Consider the following 17,076-nt stretch of genomic DNA (forward strand, 5'->3'; position numbering starts at 1 on the left):
CGCAAGGATCGGGCCACGCCTGCGATGAGGCCCCGGAGCCGCGATCCGTATGCACGTACGATTTGCATCGATCGGCGAGTGTCCGCGTACGCGCCCACGCCGCTTCTTTTCCAGTCACCGGGGGCTTCTCGTGCAGTGGGTCGAACGCCAGCACTTCCATCCCTGCGAAGACCAGGGATGTGTCTGCACCAGCTAGTGCGAAGGGAAGTCCGTACCGTGCCGCACCGGGTCGTCGTGCTCGCCCTCGATGGGCTGCTCCCCTTCGAACTGGGTATACCGCAAAGGATCTTCGGCCGCTCGATCGGCTCCGAGCCGCTCAACCGGGGCCGGAAACTGTACGAAGTCGTGACCTGCTCGATCCGCCCGCCGGGCCCGGTCAGCACCGACGCGGACTTCACGATCACCGTCGAGAACGGCCCGGAGGCCCTCGCCACGGCCGACACCGTGGTGATCCCGGCCAGCTACGAGCTCGGCCCCGTCTACACCGAGGGCCGGCTGACCGACGAACTCGCCGCCGCATTCGCGTACATCCGGCCGGGCACGCGCATGGTCTCCATCTGCACCGGCAGTTACGTCCTCGCCGCGGCCGGATATCTCGACGGGCGCCCGGCCACCACCCACTGGTCCTCGGCCGACCACTTCCAGCAGCTGTTCCCCGCCGTCCGGGTCGACCCCGACGTGCTGTTCATCGACGACGGCGACGTCCTGACGTCCGCAGGGGTGGCCGCCGGCATCGACCTCTGTCTGCACATCGTGCGCCGCGATCACGGGGCCGCCGTCGCCAACGACGTCGCGCGGCGCACGGTCGTACCGCCGCACCGCGACGGCGGCCAGGCGCAGTACATCCAGCGCCCGGTCCCCGACGCGGGCTCCTCGGCCACGACCACCGCCCGCGCCTGGGCGCTCGCGCGGCTGGAGTCGCCGATCCTGCTGCGCGACATGGCGCAGCAGGAGTCGATGAGCGTGCGGACGTTCACCCGACGGTTCCGCGAGGAGGCGGGGATCAGCCCGGTCCAGTGGCTGACGCAGCAGCGGGTGGAGCTGGCCCGCCGGCTGCTGGAGTCCACCGACCTGTCGGTCGACCGCATCGCACGGGACGCCGGCTTCGGCACCGCCACATCGCTCCGGCAGCATCTTCAGGCGGCGCTGGGGGTGTCGCCGACGGCGTACCGGCGGACGTTCCGGTCGACGCCGGCCGGGGCCCCGGGACGCTAGAAGACCAGCACCCCGCGGGCCACCCGCCCGTGGTGCGCGTCGTCCGCCGCCTTGGCGAAGTCCTCCACCGGGTAGGTCTCGGTGACCAGTTCGTCCAGCAGCAGCCGGCCCTCCCGGTACAGGTCGGCGTACAACGCGATGTCGCGCTGCGGGCGGGAGGAGCCGTAGCGGCAGCCGAGGATCGACTTGTCCAGGTACATCGACGAGACGAGGAACGACGCCTCGGCCGTCGCCGCCGGCACACCCAGAAGGATCGCCTGTCCGTGCCGGTCGAGCAGGTCGATCGCGGTACGGATCAGTTCGGTGCGGCCGACGCATTCGAAGGCGTGGTCGGCGCCCGTCGGCAGGATCTCCTTGACCCCCTCCGCCGAGGTCAGAAAGTGCGTCGCGCCGAACTGCCGGGCCACGGCTTCCTTGCCGGGATTGGAGTCGACCGCGACGATCGTCAGCGCACCGGCGATCCGCGCGCCCTGGATGACGTTGAGCCCGATGCCGCCGGTGCCGATCACGACAACGCTCTCGCCGCGGTCGACCTTGGCCCGGTTCAGTACGGCTCCGACTCCCGTCAGCACTCCGCAGCCGATCAGGGCCGCGGAGGTCAGGGGGAGGTCGGCAGGGATCTTCACCGCCTGCACGGCCTTGACGAGGGTCCGTTCGGCGAAGGCCGAGTTGGACGCGAACTGGTACAGCGGGGCGCCGCCGCGCGAGAACGGCTGGCCGGGCATCCCGATCGCCTTCCGGCACATGGTGGGCCTGCCCCGGTCGCACTGTGCGCAGGCGCCGCAGCTGGCGAGCGTGGACAGGGCCACGTGGTCGCCCGGCGCGACATGGCTCACGCCGGCGCCGACTGCCTCCACGATGCCGGCGCCCTCGTGGCCGAGCACGACCGGCAGGGGGAAGGGGATCGTCCCGTCGATCACCGACAGATCGCTGTGACAGAGCCCGGCGGCGGTGACGGCGACCAGCACCTCGCCGGGGCCGGGGTCGCGTATCTCCAGGTCGTCGACGACCTCGGTCCGTTTGCCGTCGAAGACGACGCCTCTCATGGGGGCTCCTTCGGTAGGCCGAGCGGTGCGCTCGGCGGTGGTGTTCCGTGATCCCAGGGCCCCGGCCCACTCAAGCCGTCCGGCGATTGAGGACCGGGGTCCGCGGCGGCGCCCCGGCGACGCGCCCGCACCCTGCAACCGGGGCTCGGCCCCACCCGGGGGCTCCGAGTTGGCGCACCCCACCCCGCGGCCGCGGGCTACGCGTTCGGCCGCGCCGCCGCCTTCGCCGCCGCCGCCATCTCCTCCAGTCGCGCCAGCATCGGCATCGGGTCCGTGCCCACCGTCCCCGGCAGGAAGTCCGCGATGCGTTCCGGTGTCCACGCCGCCCCCTCCGCGTACCCCGCGCGCAATTCCCTCGGCTGGGCCCAGACCGCGATCTTCGGGCCCGCGATCGTGTAGACCTGGCCGGTGATCTTCTCCTCGCGGGCCCGCTCGCTGAGCAGGTAGACGACGAGCGCGGCCACGTCCTCCGGCTCGCCGATCTCCTTGAGTTCCATGGGGACGTTCGCGGACATCCGGGTACGCGCCACCGGCGCGACCGCGTTCGCCGTGACGCCGTACTTGTGGAGGCCGAGCGCCGCGCTGCGGACCAGCGAGATGATGCCGCCCTTGGCCGCGCTGTAGTTCGCCTGGGCGACGCTGCCCTGGTGATTGCCGCTCGTGAAGCCGATCAGCGTGCCGGCGCCCTCCTGCTTGCGCATGACCGCCGAGGCCGCCCGGAAGACGGTGAACGTGCCCTTGAGGTGGGTGGCGACCACGGGGTCCCACTCCGCCTCGGACATGTTGAAGAGCATCCGTTCCCGCAGGATGCCGGCCACGCAGACGACACCGTCGATCCGGCCGAACTCCGCGAGTGCGGTGTCCACGACCCGCTGCCCTCCGGCCATGGTGGAGATGTCGTCCGCCACCGCGACCGCCTCGCCGCCCGCCGCCACGATCTCCTTGACGACGGACTCGGCTATCCCACTGGCGGGTTCGCCGCCCTCGACGGAGACGCCGTAGTCGTTGACGACGACCCGCGCCCCCTCGGCCGCCGCGGCGAGTGCGACGGCACGCCCGATGCCGCGTCCGGCACCCGTCACGGCCACCACCTTGCCTGCCAAGAAGTTCCCCATGCCCGGCCCCTTCCCGCGGTTTCTGACGGTCCGTTAGATTCTATGGGCCATCAGGTCCACCGGCACAAGCCCCAGGAGGCGCCATGTCTTTGCCGGACGCGTTCCACGACCTCGCCAAGCGCGTGAACAACTGGGGCCGCTGGGGCGCCGACGACGAGATCGGGACGCTCAACCTCATCACCGACGAGGTCGTCCGCGAGGCCGCGGCCACGGTCCGATCCGGCCTGCGCGTCCCCCTCGCGCTCCCGCTGCAGCAGGACGGCGTACAGAACGGGCTGATCCCGGGGCGGGTCAATCCGCTGCACACCATGGTCCAGATCAACCAGGAGCTCTTCGGCCCCGGCACCGTCGCCACCAGCGACGACAGCGTGGTCATGAGCCTGCAGACCGCCACCCACTGGGACGCGCTCACCCACGCCTCGCACTCGGGGAAGATCTACAACGGCCGGCCCGCCGCCACCATCACCGCCCACGGCGGCGCGCAGTTCAGCGGCATCGAGAAGGCGCCGCACATCGTCTCGCGCGGGGTCCTGCTGGATGTGGCCCGCGCCCACGGCGTGGACCGGCTGCCGGGCGGCCACGCGGTCACCCCCGAGGACCTGGAGGCGGCCGAGGAGCTGGCCGGGGTCCGGGTGCGGTCCGGGGACATCCTTCTCGTACGGACAGGGCAGGTGCAGGTGTATCTCTCCGGGGACAAGAACGCCTACGGGTATCCGTCACCGGGTCTGTCGATCCGCACGCCGGAGTGGTTCCGGGCCCGCGACGCGGCCGCGGTCGCCAATGACACGCTGACCTTCGAGATCTTCCCGCCGGAGATCGAGGACCTCTGGCTGGGCGTCCACGCGCTCGATCTCGTCGAGATGGGCATGCTCCAGGGCCAGAACTGGAACCTGGAGGGCTTGTCCACAGCCTGTGCGGACGCGGGGCGTTACGCGTTCCTGCTCTCGGCCATGCCGGAACCCTTCACCGGCGCGACCGGCACACCGGTCGCCCCGGTCGCCATCCTCTGAGCACCCACCTGAGCCCCCGCCGCGCGCCGGGGGCCCGTCGCCCGACGGGCGCCCCCGTGCGCGGCTGCGGCGCTACGCGCGCGGGGTGCCCGCGACGACGCCCGCGCCGTCACGCTCAGAGGGGGCCTGCGCGCCCACTCCGCAGGAGCCCGGCTGCAGCTGCACCTGGATCAGCGGGACGGACCGGTCGACCTCGCACCAGATGCGCTTGCCCGCACCCTCGGGCTGCCAGCCCCAGCGGTCGGCCAGGCCGTCGACCAGTTCCAGACCGCGGCCGCCGGTGTCCTCGCCCTCCGCGTGCCGCTGCTGCGGCGGGCGGCAGCTGGTGTCGGCCACCTCCACACGGACGGTCCCGGCATCACCCTGGGCCCCCGCCGAGCCGAACAGCATGCGCAGCACGGCCGGACAGCCGGTGTGCACGACCGCGTTCGTGACGAGCTCCGAGATGAGCAGGATGAGCGTCTCGGCCAGCGGCTCGTCGTCTCCTATCCCGGACCCGACGAGCCTCGAACGCGCCCATCTGCGGGCCCGTCCGACCTCCGCGGGGTCGGGCCCGACCTCCAACTGAACCTGAAGCACCTGCACCGCTCACACCATCCGAACCGGCGGACACATCGCCTCGCGCCTCCTCAGGGTCACGGAACGTGATTCCCTTACGAGACAGCATGGTTGACGTACAGTCACCGCAACAAGCGCTTCGGGCATATTCCAACGCGAAGGAGTACGCGTGGTGCATACTGTGCGACGCACGCTGCGGGAAGTCGAACAGAGGCGCGTCACAGTCGGGGGAACCGCTTCCCCGGCAGGCCCGGCGCTTCTGTGTGGATCACGAGCAGGGCACCTCTCGCGGACCGGAGTCGCCGCACAGGCCACATCCGGATCGCCAGGTTCCAGAAACACTCGCATCCCACGGAGCGTACCCGAGCCCGGCGCCGACTCCACCCCGTGACGAATCACGCAAAGGACACAAGCCGGTATCGACACATACCGACTGCGGTGCGTCACTCCGCAGCGTGAAGCTCAGGGGTCCACAGCGTCACATGCGTGCGCTCCCCACCCATGCGCGCCGTTCAGCCCAGGTCGGCCGCCAGCGCCTCCTCCGCGTCCGCCGCCGTCAGCCACTCCCCGGCCCGCACCCAGGACCGCTTGAGGCGCAGATGGACGTCCGCCTCCCAGGTGAAGCCCATGCCGCCGTACACCTGGAGGCAGTCCCGGGCGTTCTCGACGGCGGCCCCGTCGGCGAGCAGCTTGGCTCCGGCGGCCTCCACCGGGTCCGCCGTGACAGCCGCCGCGTAGACGGCACCGCGGGCCGGTTCGGTCCGCACGAGCATGCCGGCGCACAGGTGCTTGACCGCCTGGAACGCCCCGATGGGCGCTCCGAACTGTTCCCGCTCACCGGCGTGTTGGACGGCCGCCTCCAGGCTGCGGGCGGCATTGCCGAGCTGCTCGGCCGCGGCCAGCAGCGCTCCCTCGCACCGCAGCCGCGCCCCGTCGGGCAGCACCTCGCCCTCGTACACGGACAGATCCGGAACCCGCCACAGCGGCGTACCGGGATCGACCGACCGCACGGGCCGGGCCTCACCCACCAGCCGCCGCAGCGCCCCACCACTCACCACCCTCGCCCCGCCCCCGTCCAGGACCAGCAACGCATCGGCGCCCTCCAGATGCCCCACGGGCCGGCCCGCCTCTGCCAGGGCCACCACGGCCTCCCCCTCGGCCGCCCCCTTCACCACCCCCGCGGCGAGCTGAGTGGCGGCCAGCGGCCCGGGCAGCAGAGCCCGCCCCACCTCCTCGAACAGCAGTACGGATTCAGCCAGGCCGAGACCGACCCCGCCCGCCGCCTCCGGCAGCCGCAGCGCGAAGAACCCGGCCTCGCCGAGCTCCTTCCACAGCGCCCGGTCCACGCCACCGCCCCGCTCGTGCGCCGCCCGCGTCCCGTCCCTGCCGAACCGCCCGGCGAGCAGTTCCCGTATCCCCGCCCGCAGGGCCCTCTGGTCCTCCGAAAGCTGAAAGTCCACCCCCCGCTCACCGCCCCTTCGGCAGGCCGAGGATGCGCTCGGCGACGATGTTCCGCTGGATCTGCGACGTACCGGCGGCGATCGTGTACGAGAGCGAGGACAGCCGGTCCAGCACCCACTCCCGGTCCAGATCCAGGTCCTCGCCCGCACCGAGCACCTCGGCCGCCGCCTCGTACAGCTCCTGGCGGGCGTGCGAGTACCTCAGCTTGAAGACCGAGCCGCCGACCCCCGGCACTCCCCCACTGGCCTGCGCCTCGCTGACGTTCCACTGGGTGAGCCGCCACAGCGCCCGGAACTCGGCGTTGAGCCTGCCCAGCCGCCGCCGCAGCACCGCGTCGTCCCACCGCCCGCTCCTGCGCGCCTCGGCGGCCAGCGCGTCCAGCGTCCGCCGGCAGGCGACGACCTCTCCCACGAAGGCCGTGCCCCGCTCAAAGGAAAGCGTGACCATGGTGACCCGCCAGCCGTCGTTCTCCGCCCCGACCCGGTGGGCGACGGGCACCCGCACCTCGTCCAGGAACATCTCGGCGAACTCGGTGGACCCGGCGAGCGTCCGCAGCGGCCGGACGGTGACGCCGGGGCTGTCCATCCGCATCGCGAGCCAGCTGATCCCCCGGTGCTTCGGCGCCTTTGCATCCGTCCGCACCAACAGCTCGCACCAGTCGGCGACCTCCGCGTGCGAGGTCCAGATCTTCTGCCCGCTCACCACGTAGTCGTCACCGTCGCGCACGGCCCGGGTCCGCAGCGAGGCCAGGTCCGATCCGGCCTCCGGCTCACTGAACCCCTGGCACCACATCTCCTCACCCCGCAGCACCGGCGGCAGCCAGCGCGCCCGCTGCTCAGCGGTGCCCTCGGCGGCGATGGTGGGCCCGGCGTGCAGCAGCCCGACGAAGTTGGCCCCGACATACGGCGCCCCGGCCCGCTCGGTCTCCTCCAGGAAGATCAGGTGCTGCGTGGGGGTGGCGCCCCGGCCGCCGGCGTCGGCGGGCCAGTGCAGGCCCGCGTACCCGGCCTCGTACAACGCCTTCTGCCACCCGGCGTCGTACGCGCGCCGCCCCGGCCAGTCCCCCGGATCAGGCTTCGCCGGCAGCCCGGGAAGCACGGCCGCCAGCCACTCCCGCAGCCGCGCCCGGAAGGCTTCCTCTTCCTCCGTGTACGCGAGGTCCATGACGCACGCGCCTACCTGTCGAGGTCGAGACCGAGCATCCGGATCGCGTTCCCGCGCATCAGTTTGTAGACGGTCTCCTCGTCCAGTCCCTTGACGTGATCGAGCGCGACCTCCTTGGTGTGCGGGAAGGTCGAGTCGACGTGCGGATAGTCCGTCTCGAACGTCGCGTTGTCCCGTCCGACGACATCCAGCGACGCCACTCCGTGCTTGTCGCGGAAGAAGCAGCAGAACATCTGCCGGTAGTAGTAGGTGGACGGCGGCTCGGGGATCAGATCGCGCACCCCGCCCCAGGCCCGGTGCTCCTCCCAGACGTCGTCGGCGCGCTCCAGGGCGTACGGAATCCAGCCCATCTGCCCCTCGCTGTACGCCAGCTTGAGCCGCGGGAACTTCACCAGCACCCCGCTGAACAGGAAGTCCATCATCGAGGCCATCGCGTTGTTGAACGAGAGCGAGGCCTGGACGGCGGGCGGGGCGTCCGGCGAGGCCGCGGGCATCTGCGAGCTGGACCCGATGTGCATGTTCACGACCGTGCCGGTCTCCTGGCAGACCGCGAAGAACGGGTCCCAGTACCCGGTGTGGATCGACGGCAGCCCCAGATACGTCGGAATCTCCGAGAAGGTCACCGCGCGCACCCCCCGCGCGGCGTTCCGCCTGATCTCCCGGACAGCGAGATCGATGTCCCAGAGCGGGATGACGCACAGCGGGATCAGCCGGCCGCCACTGTCCCCGCACCACTCCTCGACCATCCAGTCGTTGTACGCGCGCACACAGGCGAGCGCGACCTCCTTGTCGTGCGCTTCGGCGAAGGTCTGCCCGCAGAAGCGCGGGAAGGTGGGGAAGCAGAGGCTCGCCTCGACATGGTTGAGGTCCATGTCCTTGAGCCGCTCGACGGGATCCCAGCACCCGGGCCGCATCTCGGCCCGCGTGATCCCCTCCAGCGTCATGTCGTCACGGTCGAACCCCACCGCCGCGATGTTCCGCTTGTACGGGAACTTCAGGTCCTCGTAGATCCACCAATCGGTCGGCGGCCCGTCCGGATCCATCGTGATGACGTATTTCCCACCCGTATAGGCCAGCTCGCCGATGCCCGCCGTCAGGGGCTGCGGCCCGCGTTCGCGGTACTTGGCAGGCAGCCAGGTCGAGAAGAGGTGCGGCGGCTCGATCACGTGGTCGTCGACGCTGACGATCCGAGGCAGTTCCGTCATGGTGTCCCCTTCGGCGCGCATTTCTGATGACCCGTCAGATCGACACAGGCTAGCCCCGCACCCCTGGACCGACAAGGCGCAGCGCTCTACGCTCTCCGCACGATCTGACTACCCGTCAGCTGTGAGGGGTTCGCCGTGAACGAGACCGCACACGCCCTGGGCACATCCGGGACCTTCTGGGAGCTCATCGAACGCCGGGCCGCCCTGACGCCGGACCGCGCCTTCCTGATCCAGGACGACCGCACGCTCACCTTCGGCGACCTGCGCACCCGGACCGAACGCGTGGCGGCGGGCCTGTACGCGCGGGGTGTGCGCCCCGGCACCGTCGTCGCCTGGCAACTGCCGACCCGGCTGGAAACAGTCCTGCTGTCCTTCGCCCTGACGAGGCTCGGCGCGGTGCAGACGCCCCTCATCCCCTTCTACCGCGACCGCGAGGCCGGCTTCGCCCTGCGCCAGGCCGAGGCCGAGTTCTTCGCGGTGCCGGGCACCTGGCGCGGCTTCGACCACACGGCGATGGCCGCCCGCGTGGCACCGGACCTCGTGGTCTTCGAGGCGTACGACACCCTGCCGGACGGCGACCCCGCGACCCTGCCGCCGCCACCGTCCGACGGCGCCGCGGTCCGCTGGATCTACTGGACCTCGGGCACCACCTCCGACCCCAAGGGGGTCCTGCACACCGACCGCAGCCTGATCGCGGGCGGCTCCTGCCTGGCTCACGCGCTGCGCCTGTCGGCGGACGACGTCGGCTCGGTGGCCTTCCCGTTCGCCCATGTCGGGGGCCCGGACTACGCGGTGATGCTGCTCCTGTACGGCTTCCCCGCGGTGCTGTTCGAGCACTTCGCACTGCCGGACGCCCTCGCGGACTACCGGCGCCACGGGGTGACGGTCGCGGGCGGCTCCACCGCGTTCTACTCCATGTTCCTGACCGAACAGCGCAAGGACCCGGCCCGGCCGGTCGTCCCCACCCTCCGCCTGCTGGCCGGCGGCGGCGCCCCCAAACCCCCCGAGCTCTACCACGCCGTCGTACGCGAGATGGGCGTCCAGCTCACTCACGGCTACGGCATGACCGAGGTCCCCATGATCACGATGGGCGCCCCCGACGACACGGTGGAACACCTCGCCGAGACGGAGGGCCGTCCGCCCGAAGGCATGGAGATCCGCGTCACCGACCCGGACGGCAAGCGTGTGCCGCCGGGGACGGACGGCGAGGTCCGCCTCCGGGGCGAGGCGGTCTGCCAGGGCTACCTAGGGGCTGCCCCGCCCTTCGACGAGGACGGCTTCCTGATCACGGGCGACCTCGGGCACATCCGGCCGAGCGGGCACCTGGTGCTCACGGGGCGGCTGAAGGACGTCATTATCCGCAAGGGCGAGAACATCTCGGCGAAGGAGATAGAGGACCTCCTGGCCCGCCACCCTCGTGTGGGCGACGCGGCGGTGATCGGCCTCCCCGACGCGGCGCGCGGCGAGCGCGTCTGCGCGGTGGTGGAACAGCCCCCCGGCACCCCCGCGCTCACCCTCCCCGAACTCACGGCCTACCTGCGCGGCGAGGGCCTCTCGGTCCACAAGCTCCCGGAGCAACTGGAACTGGTCGACGCGTTGCCCCGGAACCAGGCGCTCCGCAAGGTCCTGAAGTATCGACTCCGCGAGCGGTTCGCCGTTTGACGGGGCGGCGGGGGTGGCGGGGTTCCGTCCTCAAACGCCGGACGGGCTTGATTTGTGCGGGTTCTCCGCAGGCTGCGGGCGCGCCTCTGTCCGGTGGGTGGGGGTGGGGTCCCTCCGGGGAGACTCCTCAGAAATGGCGTGTGCGACCCGGTGGGAAAGGGACCCGAGTCGTACGCCATTTCCTGCGGGGACTCCCCTGCACGCCCCCACCCGGCCGTCCGGCGTCTGTACGCCCGGTGGATCGACTGCCGCAGACGCAGGGCGGCCGGGTCCGGGGGCGTGCAGGGGAGTCCCCGCAGGACGACGAACATCGACCCGGGTGCGACTGCGTACCGGCGGAACGTTCGTCGTTTGAGGAGACGCCCCGGAGGGACTCCGGGCCCTGACCCTGGGGCCAAGGCGCGCCCCACGGGGCAACCCGCACATCTCAAGCCCGTCCGGCGTTTGAGGACGGAACCCCGCACCAAGGGGGACCCGCACCCCGCAAGGGGACCCGCACCACCGCCCCCTTAAGGGGCGTCCGGCTCGATCACGGTGAAATACGCGGCGAACGCCGCCACCGCGTCCGCCTCAGCGATGCGCCCGTCGCGGTCCGCGTCCAGGCTCTGCGCGGCGAACGCCGCCGCGTCCGGGCTCGCGCCGAGGACGCGCAGGGCCCGTTCCACCGCCGTGACCGCCGCCGCGCCGTCGTTGTCCGGGTCGGCGACCGCGATCGCCGCCCGGAGGAAGGGGCGGGCGATCTCCGCGAAGCGTTCGGGGCTGTCGCGGAGCCGTTTCACCGCACCGCCCACGAATTCCTCGCGGGTGACCCGCTGGTCCCCGTCCACGTCGGCGATGCCAGCCATGCCCTGCCAGAACGCCTCGGCCCCGGTGTAGAGCGCCTGGCCCTTGTCGCAGCGGGCCGTCGTACCGAATTCGGTGAGCAGACGGGCCGCGGCCGCGTTGAAATCCGCGCGATCGATGTATCCGTTGCCGTCCTGGTCGAAGGCGGCGAAGCGGAAGGCGATCTTGCGCTCATACTCTGCGCTGTCCATGCGGGGAGCGTACGACGCCTGCGGGCGTCCCGTGTCACTTACGCGCGTCACCGGTGTGACAACGTGGCCTCTCAGGCCGAGAGGGGCTGGGCCTCGTCGTCGACGGCCGAGTCCCAGTCGGGGTACACCTCGAACAGGCGGCGGACGCCGAGCGCGCCGAGCACCCGGTTGACGTGGGAGCCGTCCTCGGCGCCGCGGGAGGGCAGGATCAGCCGCAGCCGGCCCCCGCAGGAACGCATCAGACGGCGGGAGGCGATCAGGACGCTGACGCCGCTGGAGTCGCAGAAGAAGACCTCGGAGAGGTCGAGCACGACGTCGTGGCAGCCGACGGCCACCGCGTCGTGGACGGACTGTCGGATGACGGGTGAGGTCACCAGGTCCAGCTCGCCGTGCATGTGCAGAACGGTCCAGGCGCCCCGTTCGGTCTCGGCCACTTTGAGTGTCACGCGACTGGGCCTCTCGCTCCGGGGATCCCGGGGGATTCCAGTGATCCGGAAGTTTGCGTTCCTCCTCGCGGCTGCCCCGGTGTACTGCCCACGAAACACCGCCCCACGCAGGAAGGCCCATAACACTTTCGGGCAGAAATGATCACTTCAGGTCCGATTCGGCTGCTGCGGGGTGCCGCATTCCCTACCATCCAGGGCGATCGCGGGGACGTACTTGCTGTAAAGGGGCGTGCTCGGTCAGCCCGGCCGACTACATTCGGTGTGACGAGGGGTACAGGGCGAGCGGCCCTGACAGCACAGGGCTGGGGGTCGGATGGCCAAAAACGCACCACCCCGCTGGGACCGCAGGATGCAGCAGCGGCTGGCGCGCGGCGAGGCGGCGGCCCTCGGCGAGCTCTACGACCGGTTCGCCTCCCTCGTGCACAGCCAGGCCAACCGGATGCTCGACGACGAGAGCGCCGCCGACCTCGTCACCCGCGAGGTGTTCCGCTACGTGTGGGAGAACCCCGACGCGTACGACCCCAAGCAGGGCTCAATGCGCTCCTGGGTCGCCCGGCTCACGCACCGCGAATCCGTGCAGCGGCTGCGCAGGGCGCACGGGGAGGACGAGGGGTGCGAGGGGACCGGCCTGGAGGAGCGGGTGCGGCGGGCGACCGCCGCGGCGCGGGCCGACTACATCGTCGCGTCCATGCCCGCACCACTGCGGGCCGCGCTGGAGCTCGCCTACATCCAGCGCCGGGACTACCGGCAGACGGCGACCGATCTCGGTGTCACCGAGGACGAGGCGCGGCGCCGGCTGCGGCTCGGGCTGCAGTTGCTGTCCACGGCCCACACGCGCCCGCTGGAGGGCTCCCCGCCGCCCGGATACGGGCGGCCGCTGTGAGCGATGACACCAGCGGCCGTGACGAGGGCGAGGGACGGGACGACGAGGTGCGGGGCGCCCGGCGCATACCGGGCCCACGGGCCGCCGCGGACGACTTCGACCCGAGCCGGTTCGTGATGCCGCCCGTCCGGGAACCGGAGAGCGCGGAGGAAGGGCCGGAGAGCGCGGAGGAAGCGCCGGAGCCCACGGCGGAAGCGCCGGAGCCCACGGCGGAACGGCAGGAACGGGCGCGGCCCGACGACGCGGACGGCCCGCCCGCCCTCGTCCTCCCGCACCGCGTGCTGAAGGCCCTTCTCGGCGCCTGGGCGCTGACCGCGTGCTCGGCCGCGGAGACCGAGGCCGTCGAGGCGCACCTGACGGAGTGCGCCCCCTGCGCGGACGAGGCGCTGCGGCTGCGCGACGCGGTGGGCCTGCTGCACACCGACCGCAGCCTGGACCTGGATCCGATGCTCAGGACCCGGGTGCTGGAGAACTGCCTGAACCGCCGGCCGGCCAGGATTCCGATTCCGGAGTGGGCCGCCCCGTACGACGCGGAGACGGCGCGGCTGGACGCGCTGCTGCGCGACATCGGCGACTCGGAGTGGCACGCGCCGGTGCGGCTGAAGTGGTTCGAGGCCGAGCGCGGGGTGAACCGCAAGACGACGGTCGCCGGCGTCATCGGTCATCTGATGACCGTGGACGGCCTGGTCAGCGCCGCGCTCGGGCTCGACGACCCGCTGGCCGAGAGCGTTCCCGGCACGCCGCGCCGGGGCTGCGGGCTGCCGCTCGCGCCCACCCGGCGCACCGAGACGTACTGGTCGGCCGCCCGGCGTCCGCTGACCCGCGGCATCCGCGAGCCGTGGCGCGACCAGAGCCACACCCTGGTGCGGACCGTGTCCTTCGCGGGGCGCGATGTCTCGGAGCTGTCCGTCTCCTACGGGGACTTCGCCCTGCCGCTGCAGGACGCGCTGCTGGACCGCGCCTTCGAGTGCTGGGTGCACGCCGGTGACATCGCCGACGCGGTCGACTATCCGTACGAGCCGCCCTCCGCCGCCCATCTGCACCGGATGATCGACCTGGCCGCGCGCCTCCTGCCGGCCGCCCTGGCCGTGCGCCGCCGGGCGGGGCTCGCCGGTCCGGCCCGGCAGCTGGTGACGGCCGGGTCCCCGGGGCGTTCGCTCCATCTGGAGGTCGAGGGTTCGGGCGGCGGCAACTGGTACATCGCGCTGGACTCCCCCGCCGCTCTCGGCTCCGCCGAGCACACGGTGGCGCAGGTCGCGCTGGACGGCGTGGAGTTCTGCCAGCTGGTGGCGGGGCATGTGCCGCCGGTGGAGGCCGCGGCCGGCCAGCGCGGGGACCGTGAGGCGATCCGGGACGTGCTCTTCGCCGCGGCCTCGCTCAGCAGACTGTGAGCCGCGAGGCTACGCGAAGATCACCGTGCGGCGGCCGTTGAGCAGGATGCGCCGCTCCGCGTGCCACTTCACCGCGCGCGCCAGGGCCTGGCACTCCACATCGCGCCCGATGGCGACCAGCTGGTCCGGCGTCACGCCGTGGCCCACCCGCTCGACCTCCTGCTCGATGATCGGCCCCTCGTCGAGGTCGGCCGTGACGTAGTGCGCCGTCGCCCCGATCAGCTTCACACCACGGGCGTGCGCCTGGTGGTACGGCTTGGCGCCCTTGAAGCTCGGCAGGAACGAGTGGTGGATGTTGATGATCCGGCCGCTGAGCTGCTTGCACAGATCGTCCGAGAGGACCTGCATGTAGCGGGCCAGGACGACCAGCTCCACGTTCTCCTCGCGGACCAGCTCCAACAGCTGCGCCTCCGCCTCCGCCTTGTTGTCCCTGGTCACAGGGATGTGGCGGAAGGGAACGTCGTACGAGGCGACGAGCTCGGCGAAGTCCGTGTGGTTGGAGACGACCGCCGCGATCTCGACCGGCAGGGCACCGATCCGGGAACGGAACAGCAGGTCGTTGAGGCAGTGGCCGAACTTGCTGACCATCAGCACGATCCGCATCCGGTCCGAGGAGCGGTGGATCTGCCAGTCCATCCGGAACGAGTCGCCGATCGCCGCGAAGCTCGCCCGCAGTTTGTCGAGCGTCACCGGGCTGTCGGCCGAGAAGTGGACGCGCATGAAGAACAGGCCCGTGTCGTGGTCCCCGAACTGCTGACTGTCCTCGATGTTGCAACCGGTCATGAAGAGATAACTCGACACGGCGTGCACGATGCCCTGTTTGTCGGGGCACGAGAGGGTGAGGACGTACTGCTCGGGGGCGGTGTCAGCAGGCTGCGGCGCGGTCATCCCCGTAGCGTGCCATATCGTCCGCGATTCGGAGGCGGCCTCTCAGCTCCTGGTCATGATGCGCAGCACGTCCAGCGAGCGCGGCGGGACGTCGGGGTCCTCGCCGTCGTTCGTGGCGAGCAGCACATGGGCCTCGCGGGCGGCCCGGACGGCCTCCGGCCAGCCGTGGTGCTCCAGGTACGCGGAGACGGGGGCGTCTGCGCCGACCTGGTGCATGATGCGCAGCACCCGCAGCACGGCGACGTCGACGAGGGCGGCCTCACCGGAGTCCCGGAAGACCGTGCCGACGTATTTCTCGGCGGACCAGTTGTCCAGCCAGGTGTCCTCGACCAGGCGGTACACGGCGTCGGTGACGTCGCCGTATCCCTCCCGGCCGGCCAGCCAGCACTCGTGGTGGAAGACGGGGTCGGAGAGCATGTGCAGCGCCGAGCGCACGTTGCTGCGCCAGCGCCACCACGGAAGGTCATTGAGCGGCATGCCGCCCATGGTGGAGGAGCGACGGCCGCGACGGGAAGAGTTCTCGGAACCTTGCTGCACGGTTGTCGATCGTACGTTCCCTTTCCGGCTTTCCGTACGGGCCCCTGCAATTCACTTGGACGTCACCGAGCGTTGAACGGAGCACACTGTGCCGTTACCCCGAGAGGGGAAGGGTCTGGGTCCATGACCGGACGGCAACGCCCCATCTCTCTCCGCCCCTTCAGGCTGCTCACCGGTGCGGTGGCGGCGGGGGCTCTGCTGATGACCGGCTGCGGCGCGCTCCCTGGGGCATCGGGGGGCTCCAGGGAGCCCGTCACCGTCGTGACCTGGGCGCCCAGCGGCGCCTCGGGCCCGGATGCCGCCCATATGGCCGGCATGACCGCGATGGCGCAGACATACGCCCGCTGGATCAACGGCGAGGGCGGGATCGACGGGCACGAACTGCGCGTGATCACCTGCGACGAGCAGGACACCTCGGTCGGCGCGGGCAACTGCGCCCGCCGGGCCGTCAAGGAGAAGGCCGTCGCCGTCCTCGGCTCGTACAGCCGGCACGGGCGGGCGTTCATGGCGCCGCTCGAAGTCGCCGGGATTCCGTACGTCGGCGGCTACGGTGCCTCCGAGGAGGAGTTCCGGAGTTATATGTCCTACCCGGTCACCGGTGGCCAGTCGGCGCTCCTGGCGGGCAACGCGAAGCAGCTGGCCGCCACCTGCGACCGGGTCTCACTCGTGCGTCCCGACACCCTGGGCGGCGACACCCAGGCGTGGCTCCTCAACACCGGACTCACCGAGGCCCGCCGGCCGGCACCGGTCGACGTCCGGGCCGCCGAGGAGACCACGTCGTACGACGAGGCGGCCGGGCGCGCGCTGACGGGGGCGGGCAGCGACGGCGGCTGCGTGACGGCCGTGCTCGGCGACCGCACGGAGACCTTCTTCGACTCCTTCAGGCGGCTGGAGCCGGCCGGCGGAGCGGTGCGGGTCTCCTCGGTCCTCGGCAGCATCGGACAGCCGCTCATCGACCGCACCGGCGGCCGGGAGAGCCCGTTCGAGGGCGCGTACGTCACCGGGTGGTACCCGGCCCCCGGCGACGCCCGCTGGGACCTGATGCGGAAGGTGATCAGCGAGCACGCCTTCGGGGACAACCGCATCGACCCGGACGACACGGGCGTGCAGACGACGTGGATCGCCTACACCGCCCTCAAGTCGATCGTCGAGTCGCTGGACGAGGCGGAGATCACGTCCCGGAAGGTCACCAAGGCCCTCAACCACGGCACCCGGGTCGACACCGGCGGCCTCACCCCCGTCCTGCGCTGGCGCTTCGAGGACATGATCGGCTCGTCCGCGTACCCGCGCATCGTGAACGGCAAGGTGACGTTCCAGGTCGTGCGCGACGGCCGGCTGGTCGCCGACAGGAAGGGCTTCGTGGACGTGACGCAGACGCTGTCGGACGCCAGCGCGACCGGCTGAGCCCCCGGCAGGGGGCCGGCTGAGACCCTCGGGCACCCCGGGGGCCGGCTGACCCCC

At 71.6% G+C, this 17,076-nt stretch carries 16 protein-coding genes; 6 read left to right on the forward strand and 10 right to left on the reverse strand.

Features of this window, described 5'->3' with window-relative positions:
• Positions 1 to 216: 216 nt before the first annotated feature.
• On the forward strand, positions 217 to 1,215 hold the full coding sequence (locus ABTX18_RS17430) for a GlxA family transcriptional regulator (RefSeq protein ID WP_352123544.1): 999 nt from the start codon (positions 217 to 219) through the stop codon (positions 1,213 to 1,215).
• Here ABTX18_RS17430 and ABTX18_RS17435 read toward each other — a convergent pair.
• The gene (locus ABTX18_RS17435; RefSeq protein ID WP_352123545.1) at positions 1,212 to 2,261 is read right to left on the reverse strand and encodes a Zn-dependent alcohol dehydrogenase; all 1,050 of its coding nucleotides are present in this window, start codon (positions 2,259 to 2,261) and stop codon (positions 1,212 to 1,214) included. The genes ABTX18_RS17430 and ABTX18_RS17435 overlap by 4 nt on opposite strands.
• A 197-nt stretch (positions 2,262 to 2,458) precedes the next feature.
• Positions 2,459 to 3,376 carry an SDR family oxidoreductase gene (locus ABTX18_RS17440; protein ID WP_352123546.1) on the reverse strand — a complete coding sequence of 306 codons (918 nt, stop codon included), beginning with the start codon at positions 3,374 to 3,376 and terminating at the stop codon, positions 2,459 to 2,461.
• An 83-nt stretch (positions 3,377 to 3,459) separates the two neighbouring features.
• Between ABTX18_RS17440 and ABTX18_RS17445 the strand changes: the two genes are divergently transcribed.
• Positions 3,460 to 4,386, forward strand: a complete 927-nt coding sequence (locus ABTX18_RS17445) for a cyclase family protein (RefSeq protein WP_352123547.1) — start codon at positions 3,460 to 3,462, stop codon at positions 4,384 to 4,386.
• A gap of 72 nt (positions 4,387 to 4,458) precedes the next feature.
• Here the strand turns inward: ABTX18_RS17445 and ABTX18_RS17450 are convergent, their stop codons facing one another.
• The 4 genes from ABTX18_RS17450 to ABTX18_RS17465 form a co-directional block, all read right to left on the reverse strand.
• Positions 4,459 to 4,971 carry an ATP-binding protein gene (locus ABTX18_RS17450; RefSeq protein ID WP_352123548.1) on the reverse strand — a complete coding sequence of 171 codons (513 nt, stop codon included), beginning with the start codon at positions 4,969 to 4,971 and terminating at the stop codon, positions 4,459 to 4,461.
• A gap of 485 nt (positions 4,972 to 5,456) precedes the next feature.
• A complete protein-coding gene (locus ABTX18_RS17455; protein ID WP_352123549.1) occupies positions 5,457 to 6,404 on the reverse strand; it encodes an acyl-CoA dehydrogenase family protein in 948 nt (315 codons plus the stop codon).
• Positions 6,405 to 6,411: 7 nt separating this feature from the next.
• Complete coding sequence (locus ABTX18_RS17460; protein ID WP_352123550.1) at positions 6,412 to 7,569, reverse strand: acyl-CoA dehydrogenase; 1,158 nt, start codon at positions 7,567 to 7,569, stop codon at positions 6,412 to 6,414.
• Positions 7,570 to 7,580: 11 nt separating this feature from the next.
• A complete protein-coding gene (locus ABTX18_RS17465) occupies positions 7,581 to 8,774 on the reverse strand; it encodes an amidohydrolase family protein (protein WP_352123551.1) in 1,194 nt (397 codons plus the stop codon).
• A gap of 135 nt (positions 8,775 to 8,909) precedes the next feature.
• On the opposite strand from ABTX18_RS17465, the gene ABTX18_RS17470 reads away from it, so the two are divergent.
• On the forward strand, positions 8,910 to 10,436 hold the full coding sequence (locus ABTX18_RS17470) for a class I adenylate-forming enzyme family protein (RefSeq protein WP_352123552.1): 1,527 nt from the start codon (positions 8,910 to 8,912) through the stop codon (positions 10,434 to 10,436).
• Between the two features lie 509 nt (positions 10,437 to 10,945).
• Here ABTX18_RS17470 and ABTX18_RS17475 read toward each other — a convergent pair.
• Together ABTX18_RS17475 and ABTX18_RS17480 are read right to left on the reverse strand one after the other, a co-directional pair.
• Complete coding sequence (locus ABTX18_RS17475) at positions 10,946 to 11,470, reverse strand: EF-hand domain-containing protein (RefSeq protein ID WP_352123553.1); 525 nt, start codon at positions 11,468 to 11,470, stop codon at positions 10,946 to 10,948.
• Between the two features lie 71 nt (positions 11,471 to 11,541).
• Positions 11,542 to 11,916 (reverse strand): STAS domain-containing protein, encoded by a 375-nt coding sequence (locus tag ABTX18_RS17480; protein ID WP_352123554.1) that lies wholly within the window; start codon positions 11,914 to 11,916, stop codon positions 11,542 to 11,544.
• Between the two features lie 313 nt (positions 11,917 to 12,229).
• Between ABTX18_RS17480 and ABTX18_RS17485 the strand changes: the two genes are divergently transcribed.
• Entirely contained in the window at positions 12,230 to 12,799 is a 570-nt protein-coding gene (locus ABTX18_RS17485; RefSeq protein WP_352123555.1) for an RNA polymerase sigma factor, read from the forward strand.
• Entirely contained in the window at positions 12,796 to 14,190 is a 1,395-nt protein-coding gene (locus tag ABTX18_RS17490; RefSeq protein WP_352123556.1) for a zf-HC2 domain-containing protein, read from the forward strand. Before ABTX18_RS17485 ends, ABTX18_RS17490 begins: the two co-directional genes overlap by 4 nt.
• A 9-nt stretch (positions 14,191 to 14,199) precedes the next feature.
• Here ABTX18_RS17490 and purU read toward each other — a convergent pair whose 3' ends face one another.
• Positions 14,200 to 15,078: a formyltetrahydrofolate deformylase gene (gene purU / locus ABTX18_RS17495; RefSeq protein ID WP_352123557.1), complete on the reverse strand. Its 879-nt coding sequence runs from the start codon at positions 15,076 to 15,078 to the stop codon at positions 14,200 to 14,202.
• Between the two features lie 42 nt (positions 15,079 to 15,120).
• The gene (locus tag ABTX18_RS17500; protein WP_351396487.1) at positions 15,121 to 15,564 is read right to left on the reverse strand and encodes an SCO4402 family protein; all 444 of its coding nucleotides are present in this window, start codon (positions 15,562 to 15,564) and stop codon (positions 15,121 to 15,123) included.
• A 174-nt stretch (positions 15,565 to 15,738) separates the two neighbouring features.
• Between ABTX18_RS17500 and ABTX18_RS17505 the strand changes: the two genes are divergently transcribed.
• Positions 15,739 to 17,019 carry an ABC transporter substrate-binding protein gene (locus ABTX18_RS17505; RefSeq protein ID WP_352123558.1) on the forward strand — a complete coding sequence of 427 codons (1,281 nt, stop codon included), beginning with the start codon at positions 15,739 to 15,741 and terminating at the stop codon, positions 17,017 to 17,019.
• Positions 17,020 to 17,076 lie beyond the last annotated feature (57 nt).

The organism is Streptomyces sp. NPDC096323 (assembly GCF_040302845.1).
Lineage (GTDB): Bacteria > Actinomycetota > Actinomycetes > Streptomycetales > Streptomycetaceae > Streptomyces.